This window comes from Mumia sp. zg.B17, assembly GCF_019550915.1.
In the GTDB taxonomy this organism is placed as follows: domain Bacteria; phylum Actinomycetota; class Actinomycetes; order Propionibacteriales; family Nocardioidaceae; genus Mumia.
This window is the reverse complement of the sequence record NZ_JAHWCI010000008.1, coordinates 523,285-541,356: the sequence shown is the minus strand read 5'-3', so window position 1 is coordinate 541,356 and position 18,072 is coordinate 523,285. Positions and strand designations below refer to the sequence as shown.

The following is an 18,072-nucleotide window of genomic DNA, read 5'->3' as shown; positions in this document are numbered from 1 at the left end:
GAGCGCTCGTCGCGCTTGGTCAGTCGTCGTTCCCGCGGCCTCCGCCGCCGCCGTTGCCGCGCCCCGGGCGGTCGTCGCCGCCGCCACCGCCACCGCCACGGTCGCCCTTCTTGTCCTTCTTGTCGGGCTTGGCAGGGGCCCGCGGCGTGTCCGAGGGCGCTGCGCCGAGGCTGCCCGGCGACTCGAAGTTGGCGTACGGCAGGTCGTCCTGGATCGCGCGCATGGTGTCGGCCCACATCGGACCGGCGAGCGAGGAGCCACCGACGGCGCTGAAGCCGATGTACTCACCGTTGAGCTGCTGGTTCTCCAGCGACTTCCAGTGGCCATCGCGGTTGGCGCCGGCAATCATCGACGCGTTCACGAGCTTGGGGGTGTAGCCCATGAACCACACCGCCTTGTTGTCGTTCGTCGTGCCGGTCTTTGCGGCCGATGGTTTGTCGAGCTGCAGCGCGGCGCCGAAGCCGCCGGGCGACTGCACGCCGCGGAGAATCTGGTTGACCGAGTCGGCGGTCGCCTGCTTCATGACCTTCTCGCACGCGGGCTGGTAGTCCTTGACGGTCTCGCCCTTGTTGTTGGTGATCAGCGTGACCGGCAGCGGCGTGCAGTACTTGCCACGTGCGGGGAAGGTCGCGTAGGCCGCCGCCATGTCGAGCACGCTCACGTCGACGACGCCGAGCGTGAACGCGGGGACTTCCTGAGTCCTCTCGAACTGGATGCCCATCTTGCGCGCCATCTTCGTGACGGAGCACAGGCCGACCAGCCGCTCGAGCTGACCGAAATAGGTGTTGACGGACTGCCGGAGGCCGCGCGTCATGTCGAAGCCGCCTGCGCCCGTCGAGTTCTGCGGGTTCCACGGCCCGAAGCCGTCGCCGGAGCAGTTGCGGTAGCCGCTGAGCGTCATCGTCTGCGGCGAGTTGAAGTAGGTGGAGGGCGGGTAACCCTTCTCGAGCGCCGCAGCCGCGGTGAACGCCTTGAACGTCGACCCGGCTTGGAAGCCGTTGGCGCCGCCGAGCGACTTGGACACTGTGTAGTTGATGTAGGTCTCGCCAGCCTTCTGGTTCTTGCCCATCGGTCGCGACTGGGCGAGCGCGCGCACCGCACCGGTGCCCGGGACCACGAGCGCCTGGGCGCCGATCGCGTTGTCGGTGGGCGCCACGCGGTTGCCGACGGCCTTGTCGGCGGCGCGCTGGAACGTGGGCTCGAGCGTCGTCTTGATGACCAGGCCGCCGGTCTCGAGTGTGTGGAGACGCTCGTCCTTGGTCTTGCCCAGCGACTTGTCCTGGAGCAGGTAGGTGCGCACGTAGTCGCAGAAGAACGGCGCCTTGGTGCTCACGCAGCCGTTGGAGAAGCGGGTGATCTTGAGCCCGAGCGGCTGCGCGATGGCCTTCTGGACGACCGAACGTGTCAGGAGCCCCTGGGCCTCCATCGCCGACAGCACGATGTTGCGTCGACGCATGGCGTTCTCGGGGTAGGTCACCGGGTCGTACTCCACCGGGTTCTTGACCAGACCGGCGAGCGTCGCGGCCTGCGTGAGGGTGAGGTCGGCGGCGTCGACGGAGAAGTAGTGCTTGGCGGCGGCGCTCACGCCGTACGCGCCGTCTCCGAAGTAGGAGATGTTGAGGTAGTTCTCGAGGATCTGCTGCTTGCTGTGCTTCTCCTCGTACGACATCGCGTACTTGAGCTCGCGGACCTTGCGGGCCGGCGACTTCTCGGTGGCGGCGCGGCGCTCCTCGAGCGTCGTGGCCTGCTGCACCAGGATGTTCTTGACGAGCTGCTGGGTCAGGGACGAGCCGCCCTGGGTCCGGCCGTCGGTGGCGTTGTTGACCAGCGCGCGGAGCGTGCCCTCGAAGTCGAGGGCGCCGTGCTCGAAGAACCGCGCGTCCTCGATGGAGACCACGGCCTGCTGCATCACCGGCGCGATCTTCGACAGCGGGACGTCCTGCCGGTTCTGGGAGTAGAAGTAGGTGAGGAGGGACCCGTCGGCCGCGAGGACCTTCGAGCGCTGCGGGATGGGGGTCTCGCGCAGCTCCAGCGGCAGCTCTTCGAAGCCGCGCGCCATGCTGTTGGAGGTCACCCCGACGAACGCGGCGACAGGGATCGCGAGTCCGGCGACGAGTACGCCGGCAAAGAGGCTGAGAAGCGCCATGGAGCCGATCACACGAGCCGCCCCCACGCCTTCGTCGCCGTGTCGACTGGGGCCCAGATTCATGGGCCTAGGTTACGGGAGCCCAGGTCAGTCACCAACTAATGGCCCGAAAGGACTATGGCAAACCATCCCGGGGTGTCTGTTATGTGGCCTGCGACACTGCGAGTGTGTGTGTATCACCACAGGACTTCTCGGTGATCCTCTCGGGGAAGGTGTCGGATCATGAGCTGGAACGAGTCTTGGGCCACGGTGGCAGCGTGCAAGGAGTCGCAGGACGCGCTGTTCGTCCGGGGCGCCGAGCAGAACCGCGCCAAGCAGATGTGCCGGTCGTGCCCGGTCAAGCTTGAGTGTCTCGCCGAGGCCCTCGACAACGACATCGAGTGGGGGATCTGGGGCGGCATGACCGAGCGTGAGCGCCGCGCCCTGCTGCGCCGTCGTCCTAACGTGACGTCGTGGCGCACGCTTCTCGAGGCCGCCCGCGCCAGCAAGCCGGCTGGCGCCGCCGTCGCGGTCTGACGCCGGCCCCTCCGGGTCCGGTCCGTCTGGCTCAGTCCGCCTGGCTCAGTCCGTCGGGGCCGCGTCTGCGTCGACCTGGTCGGTCGCCGAGAGGCGGCGACCCGCGAGCAGCTCGCCGATCGTCGTCAGCCCCTCCACGTCGTGGACGTCGGTCGCGAGACCGGCGACCTCCACGCGGGGCACGCGCGGGTGCGCGGCAGCGAATCCCGTGACCACGCGCCGCTCGCGTGCCGCCACCCGCTCGCCGCGTGCGTGCACCGCCAGCAGCCCGGCGACCACCTTGTCGTCGACCGTCGGCCGTGAGCGACCGTCGAGCCGCCGCGCGGCGGCGTGGGCGTCGTCGCCGTCGAGCGAGAAGAGCGGCACCGTCATGCGGTTCACGATCAGACCGGCCAGCGGCATGTCCTCCTGGCTGAGGCGCTCGACGAAGTAGGACGCCTCGCGCATCGCGTCCGGCTCGGGCGACGCCACGACGAGGAAGGCGGTGCCACGGTCCTGGAGGAGCGCGTACGTCGCCTCCGCGCGCTGACGGAACCCGCCGAAGAGCGTGTCGAAGGCGGCGACGAAGGTCTGCACGTCGGTGAGGACCTGCGCGCCGAGGACCTTGTTGAGCGCTGACGTCACCATCCCGAACCCCGCCGAGAAGATGCGGGCGGGACCACGCGCGGGGGCCAGCAGGAGACGGATCAGCCGGCCGTCGAGCAGCGACGACAGCCGCTCCGGGGCGTCGAGGAAGTCGAGCGCAGATCGTGACGGCGGGGTGTCGACGACGATCAGGTCCCAGCGGCGCCGGTCGCCCTCGGCGGCGTCGGTCTCCTCGCGCTGGGCCACTGCCTCGGCGTGGAGCTGGCCGAGCTTCTCCATCGCCATGTACTCCTGCGTGCCCGCGAACGAGCTCGACAGCGCCGCATAGAAGGGGTTCGCGAGGATCTGCTGCGCCTTCTCCGGCGACGCGTGGGCTTCGACGACCTCGTCGAAGGTCCGCTTCATGTCCAGCATCATGGCGTCGAGCGATCCGCCCCGGGCGCCGGCGCCCGCGACGGGGCGAGGAACGTTGTCGAGCGCGGTCAGGCCGAGCGACTGTGCGAGCCGTCGTGCGGGATCGATGGTGAGCACGCAGACGCGGCGACCGCGCTCGGCGGCGCGCAGGGCGAGAGCGGCCGACGTCGTCGTCTTGCCCACCCCGCCCGAGCCGCAGCACACCACGATCTCGATCGTCGGGTCGTCGATGATCGCGTCCATGTCGAGCGCGGTCGCCGATGCGGGGCCGCGTCCGGCATCGAGTGTCCGGCTGCGGGCCGCGGGACGGGACCGCGAGGCGGTGCGGGCACCCGTACGCGAGCCTCCCCTCGACGTGCTCGGACTCACCGGACACCTCCTTCGACCAGCCGCCGCCCCAGTGCGTAGAGGCCGCCGAGGTCGACCCCGTCCTCGAGGTGCGGGAGCTCCACCACAGGGCTGCCGGCCTCCAGCAGCACCGCGCGCTGGTGGGCCTGCAGCCGCTGACGCGCGACGTGCTCGCGGCCTTCACTGAGGAGGGCCTCTGCGGCCTGTGGCTCGACCTCCACGTCGACGCGGGCCAGGCTCTTCGCCACCGCCGTGGACGTCAGCGCACCGGAGGCGATCCGCTCGGCAGCCGCGTCGGACAGCGGGGAGGGCAGCACCTGGTTGACGACGACGTGCCCGACCCCGAGGCCTGCGTCCGTGAGCTCGTTGATCGCGTCCATCGTCTCCTGCACCGGCATCTCCTCCAGCAGCGTGACGAGATGCACGGCGGTGCGGCGGGACCGCATCATCGTCATGATCGAGTCGGCCTGCCGTCGGACGGGGCCGGCCTTGGCGAGCCCTGCGACCTCCTCGTTCACGTTGAGGAAGCGCGTGATCCGCCCGGTCGGCGGAGCGTCCAGCACGACCGCGTCGTAGGTGTAGGAGTCGTCGTCCTCGCGACGGCGGACCGCCTCGTACACCTTGCCGGTGAGCAGCACGTCGCGGACGCCGGGCGCGATGGTGGTCGCGAAGTCGATGACCCCGAACCGGTCGAGCGCCTTGCCGGCACGGCCGAGCCGGTAGAACATCGCGAGGTACTCCAGGAGCGCCGACTCGGCGTCGATCGCGAGGGCGTACACGGCGCCGTCGTCGGTGGCGGCGACCTGGCGCTCCTCGTACGGCAGCGGGGGCACGTCGAAGAGCTGCGCGATCCCCTGACGACCCTCGACCTCGCACAGCAGCACGGTCTTGCCCTCTGCCGCGAGACCCAGCGCGAGAGCGGCGGCGACGGTGCTCTTGCCCGTCCCGCCCTTGCCTGTCACGACGTGAAGCCGCTTCTCGCCTGCCACGGTGTCGAGCGTAAAGGGTGGCCCGAAGCCGGGTACGGATACAGTCGACGCATGACGCAGTGGGAGTACATGACAGCGCCCGTCCTCGTGCACTCGACGAAGGCCATCCTCGACAACTTCGGTCGCGACGGCTGGGAGCTCGTGCAGATCGTGCCGGGCATGAACCCGGAGAACCTCGTGGCCTACTTCAAGCGACCCGTCGAGGGCGCGTGATGACGTCTCCCGAGGAGCGTCTCGCCGAGCTGGGCCTGAGGCTGCCCGAGGTCGTCCCGCCGCTCGCGGCGTACGTGCCTGCGGTCGTGACGGGATCCTACGTCTACACCTCGGGTCAGCTGCCGATGCGCGACGGCTCCCTCCTGACGACCGGCAAGGTCGGCGCCGACGTCACGGCCGACGAGGCGTACGACTGCGCACGGCAGTGCGCGCTCAACGCGCTGGCCGCGATCGCCGCCGTGGCCGGTGGCGACCTGTCGCGCGTGAAGCGGGTCGTCAAGACGGTCGTGTTCGTCGCGAGCACGCCTGACTTCATCGGCCAGCCGGTCGTGGCCAACGGTGCCAGCGAGCTCTTCGGTGCCGTGTTCGGCGACGCCGGCGTGCATGCGCGCAGCGCCGTCGGCGTCTCTGTCCTGCCCCTCGACGCGCCGGTGGAGGTCGAGCTCGTCGTCGAGCTGTCGGCATGACGATGCGCGTGCCGCTGCCCTCGTCCATCGCCGAGCACGCGCACCGCGGGTCTGCTGACCCCGCGGTGCCGCGTGACGCCGCCACCGTCGTGCTGCTGCGCGACGGTGCTGACGGTGTCGAGGCGTACCTCATGCGCCGGCAGCGGTCGATGTCCTTCGCCGCGGGGATGTACGTGTTCCCCGGTGGCGGCGTCGACCCGCGCGACTCCGACACCGATGTGGCCTGGGCCGGTCCGGAGCCGGAGGCCTGGGCCGAGCGTCTCGGGTGCTCGACCGAGCTGGCGCGCGCGCTGGTGTGCGCGGCGGTGCGCGAGACGTACGAGGAAGCGGGCGTCCTGCTCGCAGGCCCCGACGCGGACACGGTCGTGGACGACACGAGCGGTGCCGACTGGCAGGCTGACCGCGAGGCGCTGGAGGCCCACACGCTGGCGTTCTCCGACTTCTTGGAGCGCCGCGCCCTGGTCCTGCGGACCGATCTGCTCGCCGCCTGGACGCACTGGATCACCCCCGACTTCGAGCCCAAGCGGTTCGACACACGTTTCTTCGTCGCGGTCATGCCGCAGGGGCAGCGGGTCGGCACCCTCACCGGGGAGGCTGACCACGCCTCGTGGATGCCGCTGGGCGCGGCCCTCGCCTCGGTCGACGCCGGTGACATGGCGATGCTGCCGCCGACCGCCATCACGTGCCGCGAGCTGTCGGAGCTGTCGGCGGCGGCCGATGCCCTCGATGTGGCGGCACACCGTCGGATCGTCCCGGTGCTGCCGCGCCTCGTGGAGGTCGACGGCGACCTCTATCTGGAGACGGAGCTGCCGTGAGCGAGAGGTTCGACGGCGGAGTCGTGAGCGCGTGGGCGACCTGCGTCCGTGAGGACAACCCGGGGCACATGACGCTGGACGGCACCAACACCTGGGTGCTGCGGTCCCCGGAGGCGACCGCGGAGACGCGGTCGGTCGTCATCGACCCGGGCGAGCTGGACGAGCCGCACCTGCGCCGCGTGCTGGAGGTCGCCGCGCCGGTCGGTGTCGTGCTGCTGACGCACCGCCACCACGACCACACCGAGGGTGCGGCGCGGTTCGCCGACCTGTCGGGGGCTCCGGTACGTGCGATCGACCCGACGCTGTGCCTGGCCGCCGACCCGCTGGTCGACGGGGAGGTCGTCGAGGTCGACGGTGTACGGCTCGAGGTCGTCGCCACTCCTGGACACACCACCGACTCCGTGTCGTTCCTGCTGCGCGACGATGCCGCACTGCTGTCGGGCGACACGGTCCTCGGACGCGGCACGACGGTCGTCGCCCACCCCGACGGGGCGCTGGGCCCCTATCTCGACTCCCTGTGGACGCTGCGCCGGGCGGTGGACTCGGTCGACTCGGTCGACGGTGCGGTCCGGCTCTATCCGGGGCACGGCCCCGTCCTGCCGGACGCCGGCGCGGTGATCGACGCATACCGTGCCCACCGCGAGGAGCGTCTCGAGCAGGTCCGCGCAGCGCTGGAGGCCGGGTCGGAGACAGCCGACGACGTCGTCCGTACGGTGTACGCGGACGTGGACCCCGTCCTCTGGCCCGCGGCGACCCTCTCGGTGCGGGCGCAGCTGGACTATCTCCGCGCCCGCCCCTGACACCCCCTTTCGCCCGCGGGTCACCCTCTGGCGCTCGCGGGTCACTGTCTGGCGCTCGCGGGTCACTGTCTGGCGCTCGCGGGTCACCCTCTTGCGCTCGCGGGTCACCCTCTTGCGCTCGCGGGTCATTACCAGCGGCGCGCGAGCGGAGTGATCCCGAGCAGCTCTCCGATCGCGAGCTCGAACGCGGGGTCTGTGCCGAAGATCGTCTCCCGCGTTCCGATCACGAACCGCCACCCGTACCGGCGCTCGAAGTAGGTTCGGCGCTCCTCGTCGTGCCGAGCTGAGTCCGCGCCCGTATGGAACTCGCGGCCGTCGTACTCGGCGGCAAGGAGGAGGTGCAGATAGCCCATGTCGAACCGCCTGTCCCGGCCCCACGCGTCGGTCACGAGGATCTGCGTCTGCGGGCGCGGGAAGCCGGCGTCGAGCATGCGGAGCCGCTGCCACGACTCCCCGGGGGACTCCGCGCCTGGATCGACGAAGCGCGCGAGCTCGCGCGCCTGCGGGCCTCCGCGATAGCCCTTGAGCTCGTCGACGTAGTCCACGAGCTGCTCGATGTCGACGAGCTCGGCGCGAGCCATCCCGTCGGCGGAGGCGAGGGCGTACGGCCGTCGTTGCCGCCGAAGAAGATCGGACGTGGTCCGTAGCGGGCTGGTCACACGGATGCCGTCGACCTCGGTGACGTCGGGATCGGCAAGGAACGCCTGTCGGCACGTCACCCCGTCGGCGCGGACCCTGCCCACACCGTGCGGCGTCACCAAGGTCGGTGTCAGGAGGTGGCGCTCGCTCGGCCGGAAGGTGTCGACCCCGAACAACCACGCCGCGAAGCAGTCGCTGAGGATCGCGTGCGGCGGGGTGACGAGGCGAGTGGCTCGGACGCGGAGCAGTCTCGTGTCCGGCACCCGTGCATCCACGTAGACCGACTTGAAGACGCCGCGGATCTGCTTCTGAGCGATCGATCGGCGGAGGTCCGACTCGCTCGCGAGGCCCGCGGCGGCATGGTCACGACCACGAAACGGCAGCCCGTCGTTGATGAGGTTGCGCATCGCCACATCGAACAGCGGTCGCACGGCGGTTGGTCGGCGCTATCCACAGGGGTGACCCGCGGACCGCAGAGACTGACCCGCGAGCGGCAGGGAGTGACCCGCGAGCGCAAGAGGGTGACCCGCGAGCGCAAGAGGGTGACCCGCGGGCTCCAGGGGTCAGCGGGCGCGCTTCGAGAGCCGCTCGGGGTCGATGATCACGACCGAGCGCGGCTCGAGCCGCAGCCATCCGCGCATCGCGAAGTCGGCCAGCGCCTTGTTGACCGTCTCGCGGGAGGCGCCGACGAGCTGGGCGAGCTCCTCCTGCGTGAGGTCGTGGTGGACGTGGATTCCGTCGTCGGCCTTGCGCCCGAAGCGCTGCGAGAGGTCGATGAGCGCCTTGGCGACACGGCCCGGGACGTCGGAGAACACCAGGTCTGCCACGACGTCGTTGGTCCGACGCAGACGCGAGGCGAGCTGACCGAGGAGGGCGCGGGCGACGTTGGGGTGGTCGTTGAGCCACTTGGTGAGCTCGTCGTGGCTCAGGCTCGTGAGCTCGGAGTCGGTCACCGCGGTCGCCGTCGCCGAGCGCGGGCCCGGGTCGAACAGGGAGAGCTCTCCGAACATCTGCCCGGGGCCGAGGATCGCGAGGAGGTTCTCGCGGCCGTCCGCCGAGCTGCGCCCGAGCTTGATCTTGCCGTCGGTGACGATGTAGAGCCGGTCGCCCTCGTCGCCTTCGTGGAAGAGCACCTCGCCGCGACGCAGGCGTGCCGACGACATCTGAGAGCCGAGCGACTCGGCGGCTTCGTCGTCGAGGCCCGAGAAGAGAGGTGCCTGTCGAAGTACGTCGTTGTCCACGGGTTCTCCTTGACCGAAGAAATTGTCACGCACTTCTCAGTGTCCCTCATTCGGACAACTCGGCGCCACCGACACGGTCATACGTGTCGCCCTCGCACCGTACGCTGGCACCGTGCCGAAGACCACCGCAGGGCCTGCCGCGGCCCGCCGCAGCGCCAAGGCCAAGCTCCCCGAGGTTCCTGCGCCCGCGACGTCCGACGTCCGCCGCGCACGCAAGATCGACCGCGTGCTCGCCGAGACCTATCCCGACGCCGACATCGAGCTCGACTTCGACGACCCCTTCCAGCTCCTCGTCGTCACGGTGCTCTCGGCGCAGACGACCGACCGGCGCGTCAACTCCGTACGCCCTGCGCTGTTCGGTCGTTTTCCGGACGCGCGGGCCCTCGCCGAGGCCGATCGCGCCGACGTCGAGGAGATCATCAAGCCGACCGGCTTCTTCCGCGCCAAGTCCGAGCGCATCATCGCCCTCGCCACTGCGCTGGTCGACCGCTTCGGCGGCGAGGTGCCACCGCGGATGGACGACCTCACGACGTTGCCCGGTGTCGGTCGCAAGACGGCCAACGTCGTCCTCGGCAACGGCTTCGGCATCCCCGGATTCCCGGTCGACACGCACGTCCAGCGCGTCGGGCGCCGGCTCGGGCTCCTCGACGCGGCCGCGCTCAAGGATCCCGTCCGCGCCGAGATGGTCCTCGACCGGTTGATCGCCAAGAAGGACTGGACGATGGCGAGTCAACGACTGATCTGGCACGGGCGGCGCTGCTGCCATGCCGCCAAGCCGGCGTGCGGTGCCTGCTCGATCGCGCGCTGGTGCCCGTCGTTCGGCGAGGGGCCGACCGACCCGGAGGTGGCTGCCAAGCTTCTCCGGACCGAGGGGCGTGCATGAGGGGTACGACCGTGGCGCGGCGTCGTCGCGTGCGCTCCGCGCGCGTACGCTCCCCGCGGTCGGCGCCTGCGCTCGCGGCGGTGGCGGCGCTGCTCGCCCTGACAGCCTGCGGCGGAGACGACCTCCGACCTGCCGACGACGGCGCCCAGACCTCCGACGACATCGGGGCGAGCGTGGTCGACACCCCCACCCTGCGTGCGCTGAAGGCCGACGCAGGGATCGAGGCGTGTCCCCGTACGAGTCGCCGCGGGGCCGTCGAGGGCGGTCTGCCGGGTGTGGTCCTCGACTGTCTGGGCGGCGGCGCGCCTGTGAGCCTCCCCGGCCTGCCGGCTCGACCGACCGTCGTCAACGTCTGGGCGACCTGGTGCGGCCCCTGTCGCGAAGAGCTGCCCTACCTGGCGCGGCTTCACGACGAGGCGGACGGCTCCGTGGCCGTGCTCGGCATCGACTACCGCGACCCTGATCCGGAGGCCGCCCTGCGCCTCGCCAAGGATTCAGGGGTCACCTATCCGCTCGTCTCCGACCCCGACCAGTCGGTCGCGAAGGGCCTCGGTGTCGTCGGCCTGCCGCAGACGGTCTTCGTCGACGCCGCCGGAGTCGTCGTCGCCACCGAACGGACGCCGATCACGTCGTACGATCAGCTGCGATCGCTCGTCCGGGAGCACCTCGGCGTCGACGTGGCATGAGGAGAACCCATGACGTACGCCCGTGAGCTGGTCGACGACGACGCCCTGCCCGACTGGCTGCGGCCCCTCGCCGAGGTCGGGCGGAGCATCGACAGCCCGCGCTTCCTGTCGCCCTCGATGCCGGAGGCGCCGCCGAAGGCCCGTCCGGCGGCCGTGCTCGTGCTCTTCGGTGAGGGAGACTCCGGTCCCGACCTGCTGCTCACCGAGCGCGCGCACTCGATGCGGTCGCACGCCGGCCAGATCGCGTTCCCGGGCGGCGCGACCGACCCCGAGGACGCCGGTCCGGTCGCCACCGCTCTCCGCGAGGCCGAGGAGGAGGTCGGGCTCGACCCCGACGGCGTCGACGTCTTCGCGACCCTGCCGCGCCTGTGGCTGCCGCCGAGCAACTTCGCCGTCACGCCCGTGCTGGGCTGGTGGCGTCGCCCGTGTCCCGTGCGGCCTGTCGACCCGGTGGAGGTCGAGTCCGTCTTCCGGAGCCCTGTCGCCGAGTTGACCGATCCGGTCAACCGCTTCTCCGTCTCCCACCCCTCCGGTTGGGTGGGTCCCGGGTTCGCGGTCAACGGCGGGCTCACGCTCTGGGGATTCACCGCAGGGATCGTCTCGCGGCTGTTCGGCGCCGTCGGCTGGGAGCGCCCGTGGGACGCCGGCCGCGTCGTCCCCTATCCCGGCACGGCCCGCGACCCGTTGGTCGAGGAGATCGAGACCGACGCGGCACGTGGACGGCGTCGATGAATCCCGTCGACGCCGTCGTCCTGCTGATCGTCGTCTCGTACGCCGTCCTCGGCTACCTTCGTGGATTCGTCGCCGGTGCCGTCGCGATGGTCGGTCTCATCGCCGGTGGTGTGGTCGGGCTGGTGGTGTCGCCGCTGCTGCTGACCCGGCTGGAGCACGGGACTGTGCGTTCACTCGTGGCCGTGATCCTCGTGCTGGTCCTGGCCTCCGCCGGCCAGGCGATCGGCTCGCAGGTCGGCACGCGCCTGCGCGGCCGCATGACGCATCCTCCGGCCCGGGCGCTGGACGCGGCCGGCGGCGTGGCACTGAGTGCGGTCGCGTGCGTGGTCGTGTGCTGGGCCCTCGGCTACGCGGTCTCGGGCTCGCAGATCCCGGGGGCCTCAACTGCGGTCCGCGGGTCGCAGGTGCTCGGCAAGGTGGACTCCGTGATGCCGCAGGGCGTCCGTACGGCGCTGCACTCGTTCGACAGCGTCGTCGACGCCACGCTGTTCCCGCGCTATCTCGAGCCGTTCGCCCCGGAGACGATCAAGCCCGCGGCAGCCCCCGACCCCGCGGTCCTGCAGCGTCCGGAGGTCCAGTCCGCTCGTCGCAGCGTCGCCCGGGTCACCGGTCGTGCGGAGTGCAACCGCGGGCTCGAGGGCTCCGGGTTCGTGTACGCCAAGGAGCGCGTGATGACCAACGCCCACGTGGTCGCCGGGGTCGACGATCCCGCGGTCACGGTGGGCGACAAGACCTACGACGCCGACGTCGTCTACTACGACCCGAGCCTCGACGTCGCCGTGCTTCGCGCACGAGGGCTGAGAGCGCCGGCGATCCCGTTCGACGAGGACGCGCGGCAGGGACAGAGCGCCGCGGTCCTGGGCTTCCCCGAGAACGGTCCGTTCGACGCTCGCGCGGCGCGGATCCGGTCCGAGCAGCGGTTGCGCAGTCCCGACATCTACGGGTCGGCGCAGGTCGTGCGAGAGGTCTACTCCCTGCGCGGCCTGGTCCGGTCAGGCAACTCCGGGGGCCCGATGATCTCCGAGGACGGTCGCGTGCTGGGCGTGATCTTTGCCGCGTCGATCTCGGACTCGTCGACCGGCTACGCTCTCACGGCGGGTCAGGTCGGCGAGGCCGCCCGCAAGGGCGTGCGCGCGACCCGAGGACTGGACACAGGACCGTGTGCGTGATGATGTGGCGTCCGTCACTCTTGAGCACTCCCTGCGCGTCACGTATTCGCTTCAGGGGGTGGGTGCGTGGAAGATGTTCGGCGTTGTCCGCAATCGAAGGAGATCTGTGAAGACCCGACTGGCGGCAGTAGCCGTGCTCACGATGTTGACCGTCTCGGCCTGCAGTGGTGATGACGAGTCTGCCGGTGCAGACACCGGCGGGGGTCCTTCCCACTCTGTCGAGACCGGCAGCCTCGGGTCGAAGGAGGCCGACGAGCTCGCCATGGAGTCGGCCACCCGCGTCGTCACGCTCTGGGCCCGCCCTGACGTCCCGATCGCGCAGTGGACCTCCGAGCTCCGGCCTCAGCTCTCCGCTGTGGCGATGTCCGTCCTGTCCTTCACGGACCCGGCGTCGCTCGATCCCGCCAAGCCGGAGGGCAAGCCTCGTATAATGGCCGGGTCGAAGACGCGGGTGAGGGTCGAGGTGCCGACCACGGCCGGGCCCTACCGCGTGACGATGAGCCGAGACACCGACGGGACCAACTGGCTCGTCGACCGCGTCGACTCTCCCTGAGGGCGGGGGGCCGCCCGTCATGACGCTGCCGGGCGCTCCCCGGGCGCTCTAGGCTGCGGCTATGCGCACCGTGGCGTCGTTCCTGCTGGGTCTGCTCGCGCTGGTTGCCGTCGCGGGAGCCGCGCCGGGTCTGTGGTTCGAGCGCACCATCGTCGACGAGTCCGGCTACGTGTCCCTCGTCGCCCCGCTGGGCGACGACCCGGAGTTTCGTACGGCGCTGGCCGACACCGTCGCCGACGCCGTGGTCAGCGACACCGGTCTCGACGGTGTCGCGGGTCGCGCCGCCGACGGGGTCGTGCGCAGGGTTGCGGACGGCATGACGGAGCTCAGCGGATTCGACGCCGCCTGGACCGAGGTCAACACGCTGTCGCACCGCCTCAACGTGACCGACATGCCTCCGGCGGAGCTCGACGGTCGCCTCGGTGTCGATCTCTCCCCGATGGTGGACCTGGTCGTCGACGCGGCGAACCGACGGCTCGGCACCCAGCTGCAGGGACCGAGCGACCTCGTGGTCGCCGTCGGCACTCCCGAGCAGCGTGACGTCGTCGACCGCCTCCGCGAGCTGGCACCGTGGTCGTGGGCGCTGGGCGGCGCCGCGGTCCTGCTCTTGGCGGGCGCCGTCGCGGCTGCCCGGCGTCGCGGCAGCGCGCTCGTGCTGCTCGGACTAGGGCTCGTCGCGATCGCCGCCGTGGAGATGATCCTGGTCGTCGCCGGGGGCGACCGCGTGGTCGACGAGGTGGCCGCCGGAGCAGGGTTCGGGCGCTCCCTGATGGAGCAGGTCCACGACGAGGCGGTGCGCTCGTACGCCGTCTGGATGGCCGCGCTCGCGATCGCCGGTGCGGTCTCGGTGGTCAGCGGTCTCGTGGTGCGTTCGAGACCTGAGGCGCGCCCCTAGGCGCACGCGGGGTCAGCGAGCGCGCTTGCCGGACCTCGAGCGCTCCGCAGCAGCCGCAGCGGCGTCGGCCCCCGCGGGGGACGGCGTGGCCGCCGGGAGATCGATGGTGATGCGGGGATCGGTCTTTCCCTTGAGGGCGGAGGGGATCTCCTGCACGGTCGCGATCGTCCGCTTGGGCGCCTTGACCTTCTTGAGGAACCGGATGCCGACCAGCGCGAAGATGAGCACGACGAGGAGCCACACACCGGTCATCACGAGGAAGCCCCACGTGAAGCCGAGCGGGATGTCGCGGTCGAAGAGCCATGCGAAGAAGAACCCGCCTGCCATCGAGAGCATCGTGATCACGAAGAGCAGCAGGACGCCGACCGCGACGAGGAGGCCTGCGCCGACCCCGCCCGCCTTGGCGCTGACCCGGAGCTCAGACTTCGCCAGCGCGATCTCTCCCCGCACCAACGTGGAGAGGTCGCTGCTGATGTCCGAGACGAGCCTCCCGATGGTGGGCTCGGCGTCGTCCACGGATCCGGGGGCTCCAGGCTGAGACATCACGACTCCTCGTAGGCAGTTCGGTCGAGTCGAGCCTAGGGGATCAGCGCGTTTTCGGGGCATTGCCCCGCCGCTCCCCGACCGACGTCGTACGGGTCGGGAGCGGCCCGACCCGTACGACGCCCGGTGCTTCCGGTGTGCTCAGTCCTCCGAGGACGACGACATCCCGGTCTTGATCTGATCCATCACGCCGGAGTCGGCCAGGGTGGTGACGTCCCCGACCTGACGGTTCTCCGCGACGTCGCGGAGGAGTCGGCGCATGATCTTGCCCGAGCGCGTCTTGGGCAGCTCGGCGACGACCATGATCGACTTCGGCTTCGCGATCGCGCCGATCTCCTTCGCGACGTGGGCGCGCAGGTCCGCGACGATCTCGGTGCCGCCGTCTCCGGCGGACTCGCGCAGGATCACGAACGCGACGACCGACTGCCCCGTGGTGTCGTCCGTGGCGCCGACGACGGCGGCCTCGGCGACCTTCGGGTGCGACACCAGCGCGGACTCGATCTCGGTGGTCGACAACCGGTGGCCGGACACGTTCATCACGTCGTCGACCCGGCCGAGGAGCCAGAGGTCTCCGTCGTCGTCCTTCTTGGCCCCGTCACCGGCGAAGTACAGGTTCGCGAAGCGCGACCAGTACGTGTCGATGAACCGCTGGTCGTCGCCCCACAGGGTGCGCAGCATCGACGGCCACGGCTCGGTGAGCACGAGGTATCCGCCGGAGCCGTTGGGGACCGACTCGGCGTCGTCGTTCACCACGTCGGCGGCGATGCCGGGGATCGGCCGCATCGCCGAGCCGGGCTTCGCCGCGGTGACGCCCGGGAGCGGCGAGATCATGATCGCGCCGGTCTCGGTCTGCCACCACGTGTCGACGACCGGTGTGCGGCCGCCTCCGATGGTCTCGCGGTACCAGACGTACGCCTCGGGGTTGATCGGCTCGCCCACCGACCCGAGCACACGCAGCGAGGAGAGGTCGAACTCCGCAGGGATCTCGGCGCCCCACTTCATGAAGGTGCGGATCGCCGTCGGGGCGGTGTAGAGGATGGTGACGCCGTACTCCTGGATGATCTCCCACCACCGGCCCTTGTGCGGGGTCTCCGGCGTGCCCTCGTACAGCACCTGCGTCGCGCCGTTGGCCAGCGGGCCGTACACGATGTAGCTGTGCCCGGTGACCCAGCCGATGTCGGCGGTGCACCAGTAGACGTCGGTCTCGGTCTTCAGGTCGAAGACCGCCCAGTGCGTCCACGCGGCCTGGGCGAGGTAGCCCCCGGTGGTGTGCAGGATGCCCTTGGGCTTGCCGGTCGTACCCGACGTGTACATGACGTAGAGCGGGTGCTCGGCGGGGAAGGCCTTGGGGCGGTGCTCGGTCGACGACGCGTCGACGACCTCGTGCCACCAGACGTCGAGATCGCCGTTCCATGCGACGTCCTGACCGGTGCGGCGGACGACGAGGACGTTCTCGACGAGTCCCGGCTGCTCCGCCGACACCTTGGCCACCGCCTCGTCGACGGCCGGCTTGAGAGCGGAGGGGGCGCCACGGCGGTAGCCGCCGTCCGCGGTGATGACGAGCTTGGCGCCGCAGTCCACCACGCGGCTGGCGAGGGCGTCGGCGGAGAAGCCGCCGAACACGACCGTGTGCACCGCGCCGATGCGCGCGCAGGCGAGCATGGCGACGACCGCCTCGGGGATCATCGGCATGTAGATGGCGACCCGGTCGCCGGCCTCCACGCCCAGCTCCTCGATCGCGTTCGCGGCCTTGCTCACCTCGTCCTTGAGGTCCGCGTACGTGAGGGTGCGCGAGTCACCCTCGGGCTCGCCGACCCAGTGGAAGGCGACCTTGTCCCCGCGGCCGGCCTCGACGTGCCGGTCGACGCAGTTGTACGACGCGTTGAGCGTGCCGTCGGCGAACCACTTCGCGAACGGGGGGTTGGACCAGTCGAGAACCTCGGTGAACGGCTTCTCCCAGTCCAGGCGTCGTGCCGCGTCGGCCCAGAACGCCAGGCGATCCTCGGCGGCGAGGTCGTACGTCTGGGCCGTGACGTTGGCGTCGGCTGCCAGCTCGGCGGGGGGCTCGAAACGGCGGTTCTCCTGCATCAGGTTGGACAGCGACTCTCCCACGGCACTTCCTCAGGTCTCGGCGGCACGTTCCGCCGACCATTGTGCCCCCGGTCACATGCTGTACGGGGTGCGGGACCGCGCCGGATCGATCAACGGCGTGGTCCGTGCGGTCGGCGGCAGGCGCCGTACGACCTGCGGATCGGACTCGCTGCCGGCCGGCCCGGCGCGTGACCGGTCTCACGGGCCGGCAGGTCGTCGCCGGTCGACACATGGCTGAAATACCAACGATTCGCCGAATCCACTGTGGTGGAGATCATTCTGCGGGGAGTGGGTGTGTACGCGTGCTCGGAGGGGCTAGGATGACGCGCACGGGGGCGGTACAGGACGGTTGGTTCGGCGACCGCAAGAAACGAAGAAGAGAGCAAAGTGACCGCGTATCCCGGTTGGCAGATCATTCATGAAGCCACCACCAAGGGCCCGTCGTCCATGCGGCGCATCGTGATCTTCAGTCACCGAGCAGGGTCTCGGCTGCGGCTCACCAGCGACTATCGCGGCGACGTCGCGACGACCGTCGCAGAGTCGTGGTCCTCGATCGGTTGGGTGGAGGCGCACCGCAACGTCGACACCCAGCTGTTCCGGAGCAGCACGCCCAACGAGGCAGCGCTCGTGGACACCCTCGACCGGCTTCTGATCGAGGTGTTCCGGCTGGCGAGCCAGATCGTCGTCGGCCCGCAGGGAGTGTCGACGCCGACGTCCTCGTTCAGCGAGATGATGCGCTGAGGCGGGGCGCTCGCGCCGCCACGGGCGACACGGTTCGGAGCCCGGACAGGATCAGTCCCAGCCCGAGGTCGAAGGACGCCGCCGACCCGATCGAGTCGTCGCGCGCGATCGCCCCGGTGGCGCTCGCCTGCTCGTGCATCTGACGTGCTGAGGCATGCCCGAGCACGAAGAGCATGATCGTCCTCGCGCCCGAGACGGCGACGTCGTCGTCGAAGTCCTCGAGCGCCGCGACGAGCCTCTCCTCGGGCTCGCGCGCACCGAGGCCGAACGCTGACGCTGTCGCGACCACCTCGGCGCCGTCGCGGACCGCCAGCATCGCGCTGCGGAACTCGTGGCAGAGCGCCTTCGCCCGCTCGTCCCAGCTGCCCGCCGGCTCGTCTCGCCGGCCTCGGGCGAGGATCTCGTCCGCCATCAGCGCCAACAGCGTCTGCTTGTTGGGGACGTGGTGGTAGAGCGCGCTGGGCTGAACGTCGAGGGCGGCCGCGACCCGTCGCATCGAGAGGAACTCGAGACCGTGGGTGTCGAGCACGGTGAGTGCCGCGTCCACGACGTCTTGGAGGCTGTTGGCCATGAGCCCACCCTATCGACTAGCCTGAACACTGTTCA

Annotated in this window: 20 protein-coding genes; 12 read left to right on the top strand and 8 right to left on the bottom strand. The window is 70.5% G+C overall.

What is annotated here, in order from left to right:
- Positions 1–19 precede the first annotated feature (19 nt).
- Positions 20–2,146, bottom strand: coding sequence for a transglycosylase domain-containing protein (locus KV097_RS15965; RefSeq protein ID WP_220366411.1), 2,127 nt, complete (start codon positions 2,144–2,146; stop codon positions 20–22).
- Positions 2,147–2,368: 222 nt separating this feature from the next.
- Between KV097_RS15965 and KV097_RS15960 the strand changes: the two genes are divergently transcribed.
- Positions 2,369–2,662 (top strand): WhiB family transcriptional regulator, encoded by a 294-nt coding sequence (locus tag KV097_RS15960; protein WP_220345889.1) that lies wholly within the window; start codon positions 2,369–2,371, stop codon positions 2,660–2,662.
- A 45-nt stretch (positions 2,663–2,707) separates the two neighbouring features.
- On the opposite strand, the gene KV097_RS15955 is transcribed toward KV097_RS15960, so the two are convergent.
- Together KV097_RS15955 and KV097_RS15950 are read right to left on the bottom strand one after the other, a co-directional pair.
- The gene (locus tag KV097_RS15955; protein WP_220366568.1) at positions 2,708–3,904 is read right to left on the bottom strand and encodes an ArsA-related P-loop ATPase; all 1,197 of its coding nucleotides are present in this window, start codon (positions 3,902–3,904) and stop codon (positions 2,708–2,710) included.
- Positions 3,905–4,026: 122 nt separating this feature from the next.
- A complete protein-coding gene (locus KV097_RS15950) occupies positions 4,027–4,998 on the bottom strand; it encodes an ArsA-related P-loop ATPase (RefSeq protein WP_220366410.1) in 972 nt (323 codons plus the stop codon).
- Positions 4,999–5,049: 51 nt separating this feature from the next.
- On the opposite strand from KV097_RS15950, the gene KV097_RS15945 reads away from it, so the two are divergent.
- From KV097_RS15945 to KV097_RS15930, 4 genes are read left to right on the top strand one after another with little or no spacing between them, the layout of a single operon-like run.
- Complete coding sequence (locus tag KV097_RS15945; protein WP_220343138.1) at positions 5,050–5,211, top strand: DUF4177 domain-containing protein; 162 nt, start codon at positions 5,050–5,052, stop codon at positions 5,209–5,211.
- Positions 5,211–5,678, top strand: a complete 468-nt coding sequence (locus tag KV097_RS15940; protein WP_220343139.1) for a RidA family protein — start codon at positions 5,211–5,213, stop codon at positions 5,676–5,678. Before KV097_RS15945 ends, KV097_RS15940 begins: the two co-directional genes overlap by 1 nt.
- Complete coding sequence (locus KV097_RS15935) at positions 5,675–6,493, top strand: NUDIX domain-containing protein (protein ID WP_220345891.1); 819 nt, start codon at positions 5,675–5,677, stop codon at positions 6,491–6,493. Before KV097_RS15940 ends, KV097_RS15935 begins: the two co-directional genes overlap by 4 nt.
- Positions 6,490–7,293 (top strand): MBL fold metallo-hydrolase, encoded by an 804-nt coding sequence (locus KV097_RS15930; protein WP_308289463.1) that lies wholly within the window; start codon positions 6,490–6,492, stop codon positions 7,291–7,293. The genes KV097_RS15935 and KV097_RS15930 overlap by 4 nt, the downstream gene beginning before the upstream one ends.
- Positions 7,294–7,421: 128 nt before the next feature.
- On the opposite strand, the gene KV097_RS15925 is transcribed toward KV097_RS15930, so the two are convergent.
- Positions 7,422–8,339: a hypothetical protein gene (locus tag KV097_RS15925; protein ID WP_220366409.1), complete on the bottom strand. Its 918-nt coding sequence runs from the start codon at positions 8,337–8,339 to the stop codon at positions 7,422–7,424.
- Between the two features lie 156 nt (positions 8,340–8,495).
- Positions 8,496–9,173, bottom strand: coding sequence for a Crp/Fnr family transcriptional regulator (locus tag KV097_RS15920; protein WP_301022906.1), 678 nt, complete (start codon positions 9,171–9,173; stop codon positions 8,496–8,498).
- Positions 9,174–9,285: 112 nt separating this feature from the next.
- Between KV097_RS15920 and nth the strand changes: the two genes are divergently transcribed.
- The 6 genes from nth to KV097_RS15890 all read left to right on the top strand — a co-directional run bounded on the left by nth (position 9,286) and on the right by KV097_RS15890 (position 14,091).
- Positions 9,286–10,056, top strand: coding sequence for an endonuclease III (gene nth / locus KV097_RS15915; protein ID WP_220366408.1), 771 nt, complete (start codon positions 9,286–9,288; stop codon positions 10,054–10,056).
- The gene (locus KV097_RS15910) at positions 10,053–10,742 is read left to right on the top strand and encodes a TlpA disulfide reductase family protein (RefSeq protein ID WP_220366407.1); all 690 of its coding nucleotides are present in this window, start codon (positions 10,053–10,055) and stop codon (positions 10,740–10,742) included. Before nth ends, KV097_RS15910 begins: the two co-directional genes overlap by 4 nt.
- 9 nt (positions 10,743–10,751) lie before the next feature.
- The gene (locus KV097_RS15905) at positions 10,752–11,474 is read left to right on the top strand and encodes a CoA pyrophosphatase (RefSeq protein ID WP_220345895.1); all 723 of its coding nucleotides are present in this window, start codon (positions 10,752–10,754) and stop codon (positions 11,472–11,474) included.
- On the top strand, positions 11,471–12,643 hold the full coding sequence (locus KV097_RS15900; protein ID WP_220366406.1) for a MarP family serine protease: 1,173 nt from the start codon (positions 11,471–11,473) through the stop codon (positions 12,641–12,643). Before KV097_RS15905 ends, KV097_RS15900 begins: the two co-directional genes overlap by 4 nt.
- Before the next feature lie 106 nt (positions 12,644–12,749).
- Positions 12,750–13,196: a hypothetical protein gene (locus KV097_RS15895; RefSeq protein WP_220343146.1), complete on the top strand. Its 447-nt coding sequence runs from the start codon at positions 12,750–12,752 to the stop codon at positions 13,194–13,196.
- Positions 13,197–13,257: 61 nt separating this feature from the next.
- Positions 13,258–14,091: a hypothetical protein gene (locus KV097_RS15890; RefSeq protein ID WP_220366405.1), complete on the top strand. Its 834-nt coding sequence runs from the start codon at positions 13,258–13,260 to the stop codon at positions 14,089–14,091.
- Between the two features lie 12 nt (positions 14,092–14,103).
- Here KV097_RS15890 and KV097_RS15885 read toward each other — a convergent pair whose 3' ends face one another.
- Positions 14,104–14,634 carry a phage holin family protein gene (locus KV097_RS15885; protein WP_220343148.1) on the bottom strand — a complete coding sequence of 177 codons (531 nt, stop codon included), beginning with the start codon at positions 14,632–14,634 and terminating at the stop codon, positions 14,104–14,106.
- A gap of 141 nt (positions 14,635–14,775) precedes the next feature.
- Complete coding sequence (gene acs, locus KV097_RS15880; protein WP_220366567.1) at positions 14,776–16,722, bottom strand: acetate--CoA ligase; 1,947 nt, start codon at positions 16,720–16,722, stop codon at positions 14,776–14,778.
- A gap of 390 nt (positions 16,723–17,112) precedes the next feature.
- Between acs and KV097_RS15875 the strand changes: the two genes are divergently transcribed.
- Complete coding sequence (locus KV097_RS15875; RefSeq protein WP_220343149.1) at positions 17,113–17,466, top strand: hypothetical protein; 354 nt, start codon at positions 17,113–17,115, stop codon at positions 17,464–17,466.
- Here the strand turns inward: KV097_RS15875 and KV097_RS15870 are convergent.
- On the bottom strand, positions 17,447–18,037 hold the full coding sequence (locus KV097_RS15870) for a TetR/AcrR family transcriptional regulator C-terminal domain-containing protein (RefSeq protein WP_220345898.1): 591 nt from the start codon (positions 18,035–18,037) through the stop codon (positions 17,447–17,449). The genes KV097_RS15875 and KV097_RS15870 overlap by 20 nt on opposite strands.
- Positions 18,038–18,072: the final 35 nt, after the last annotated feature.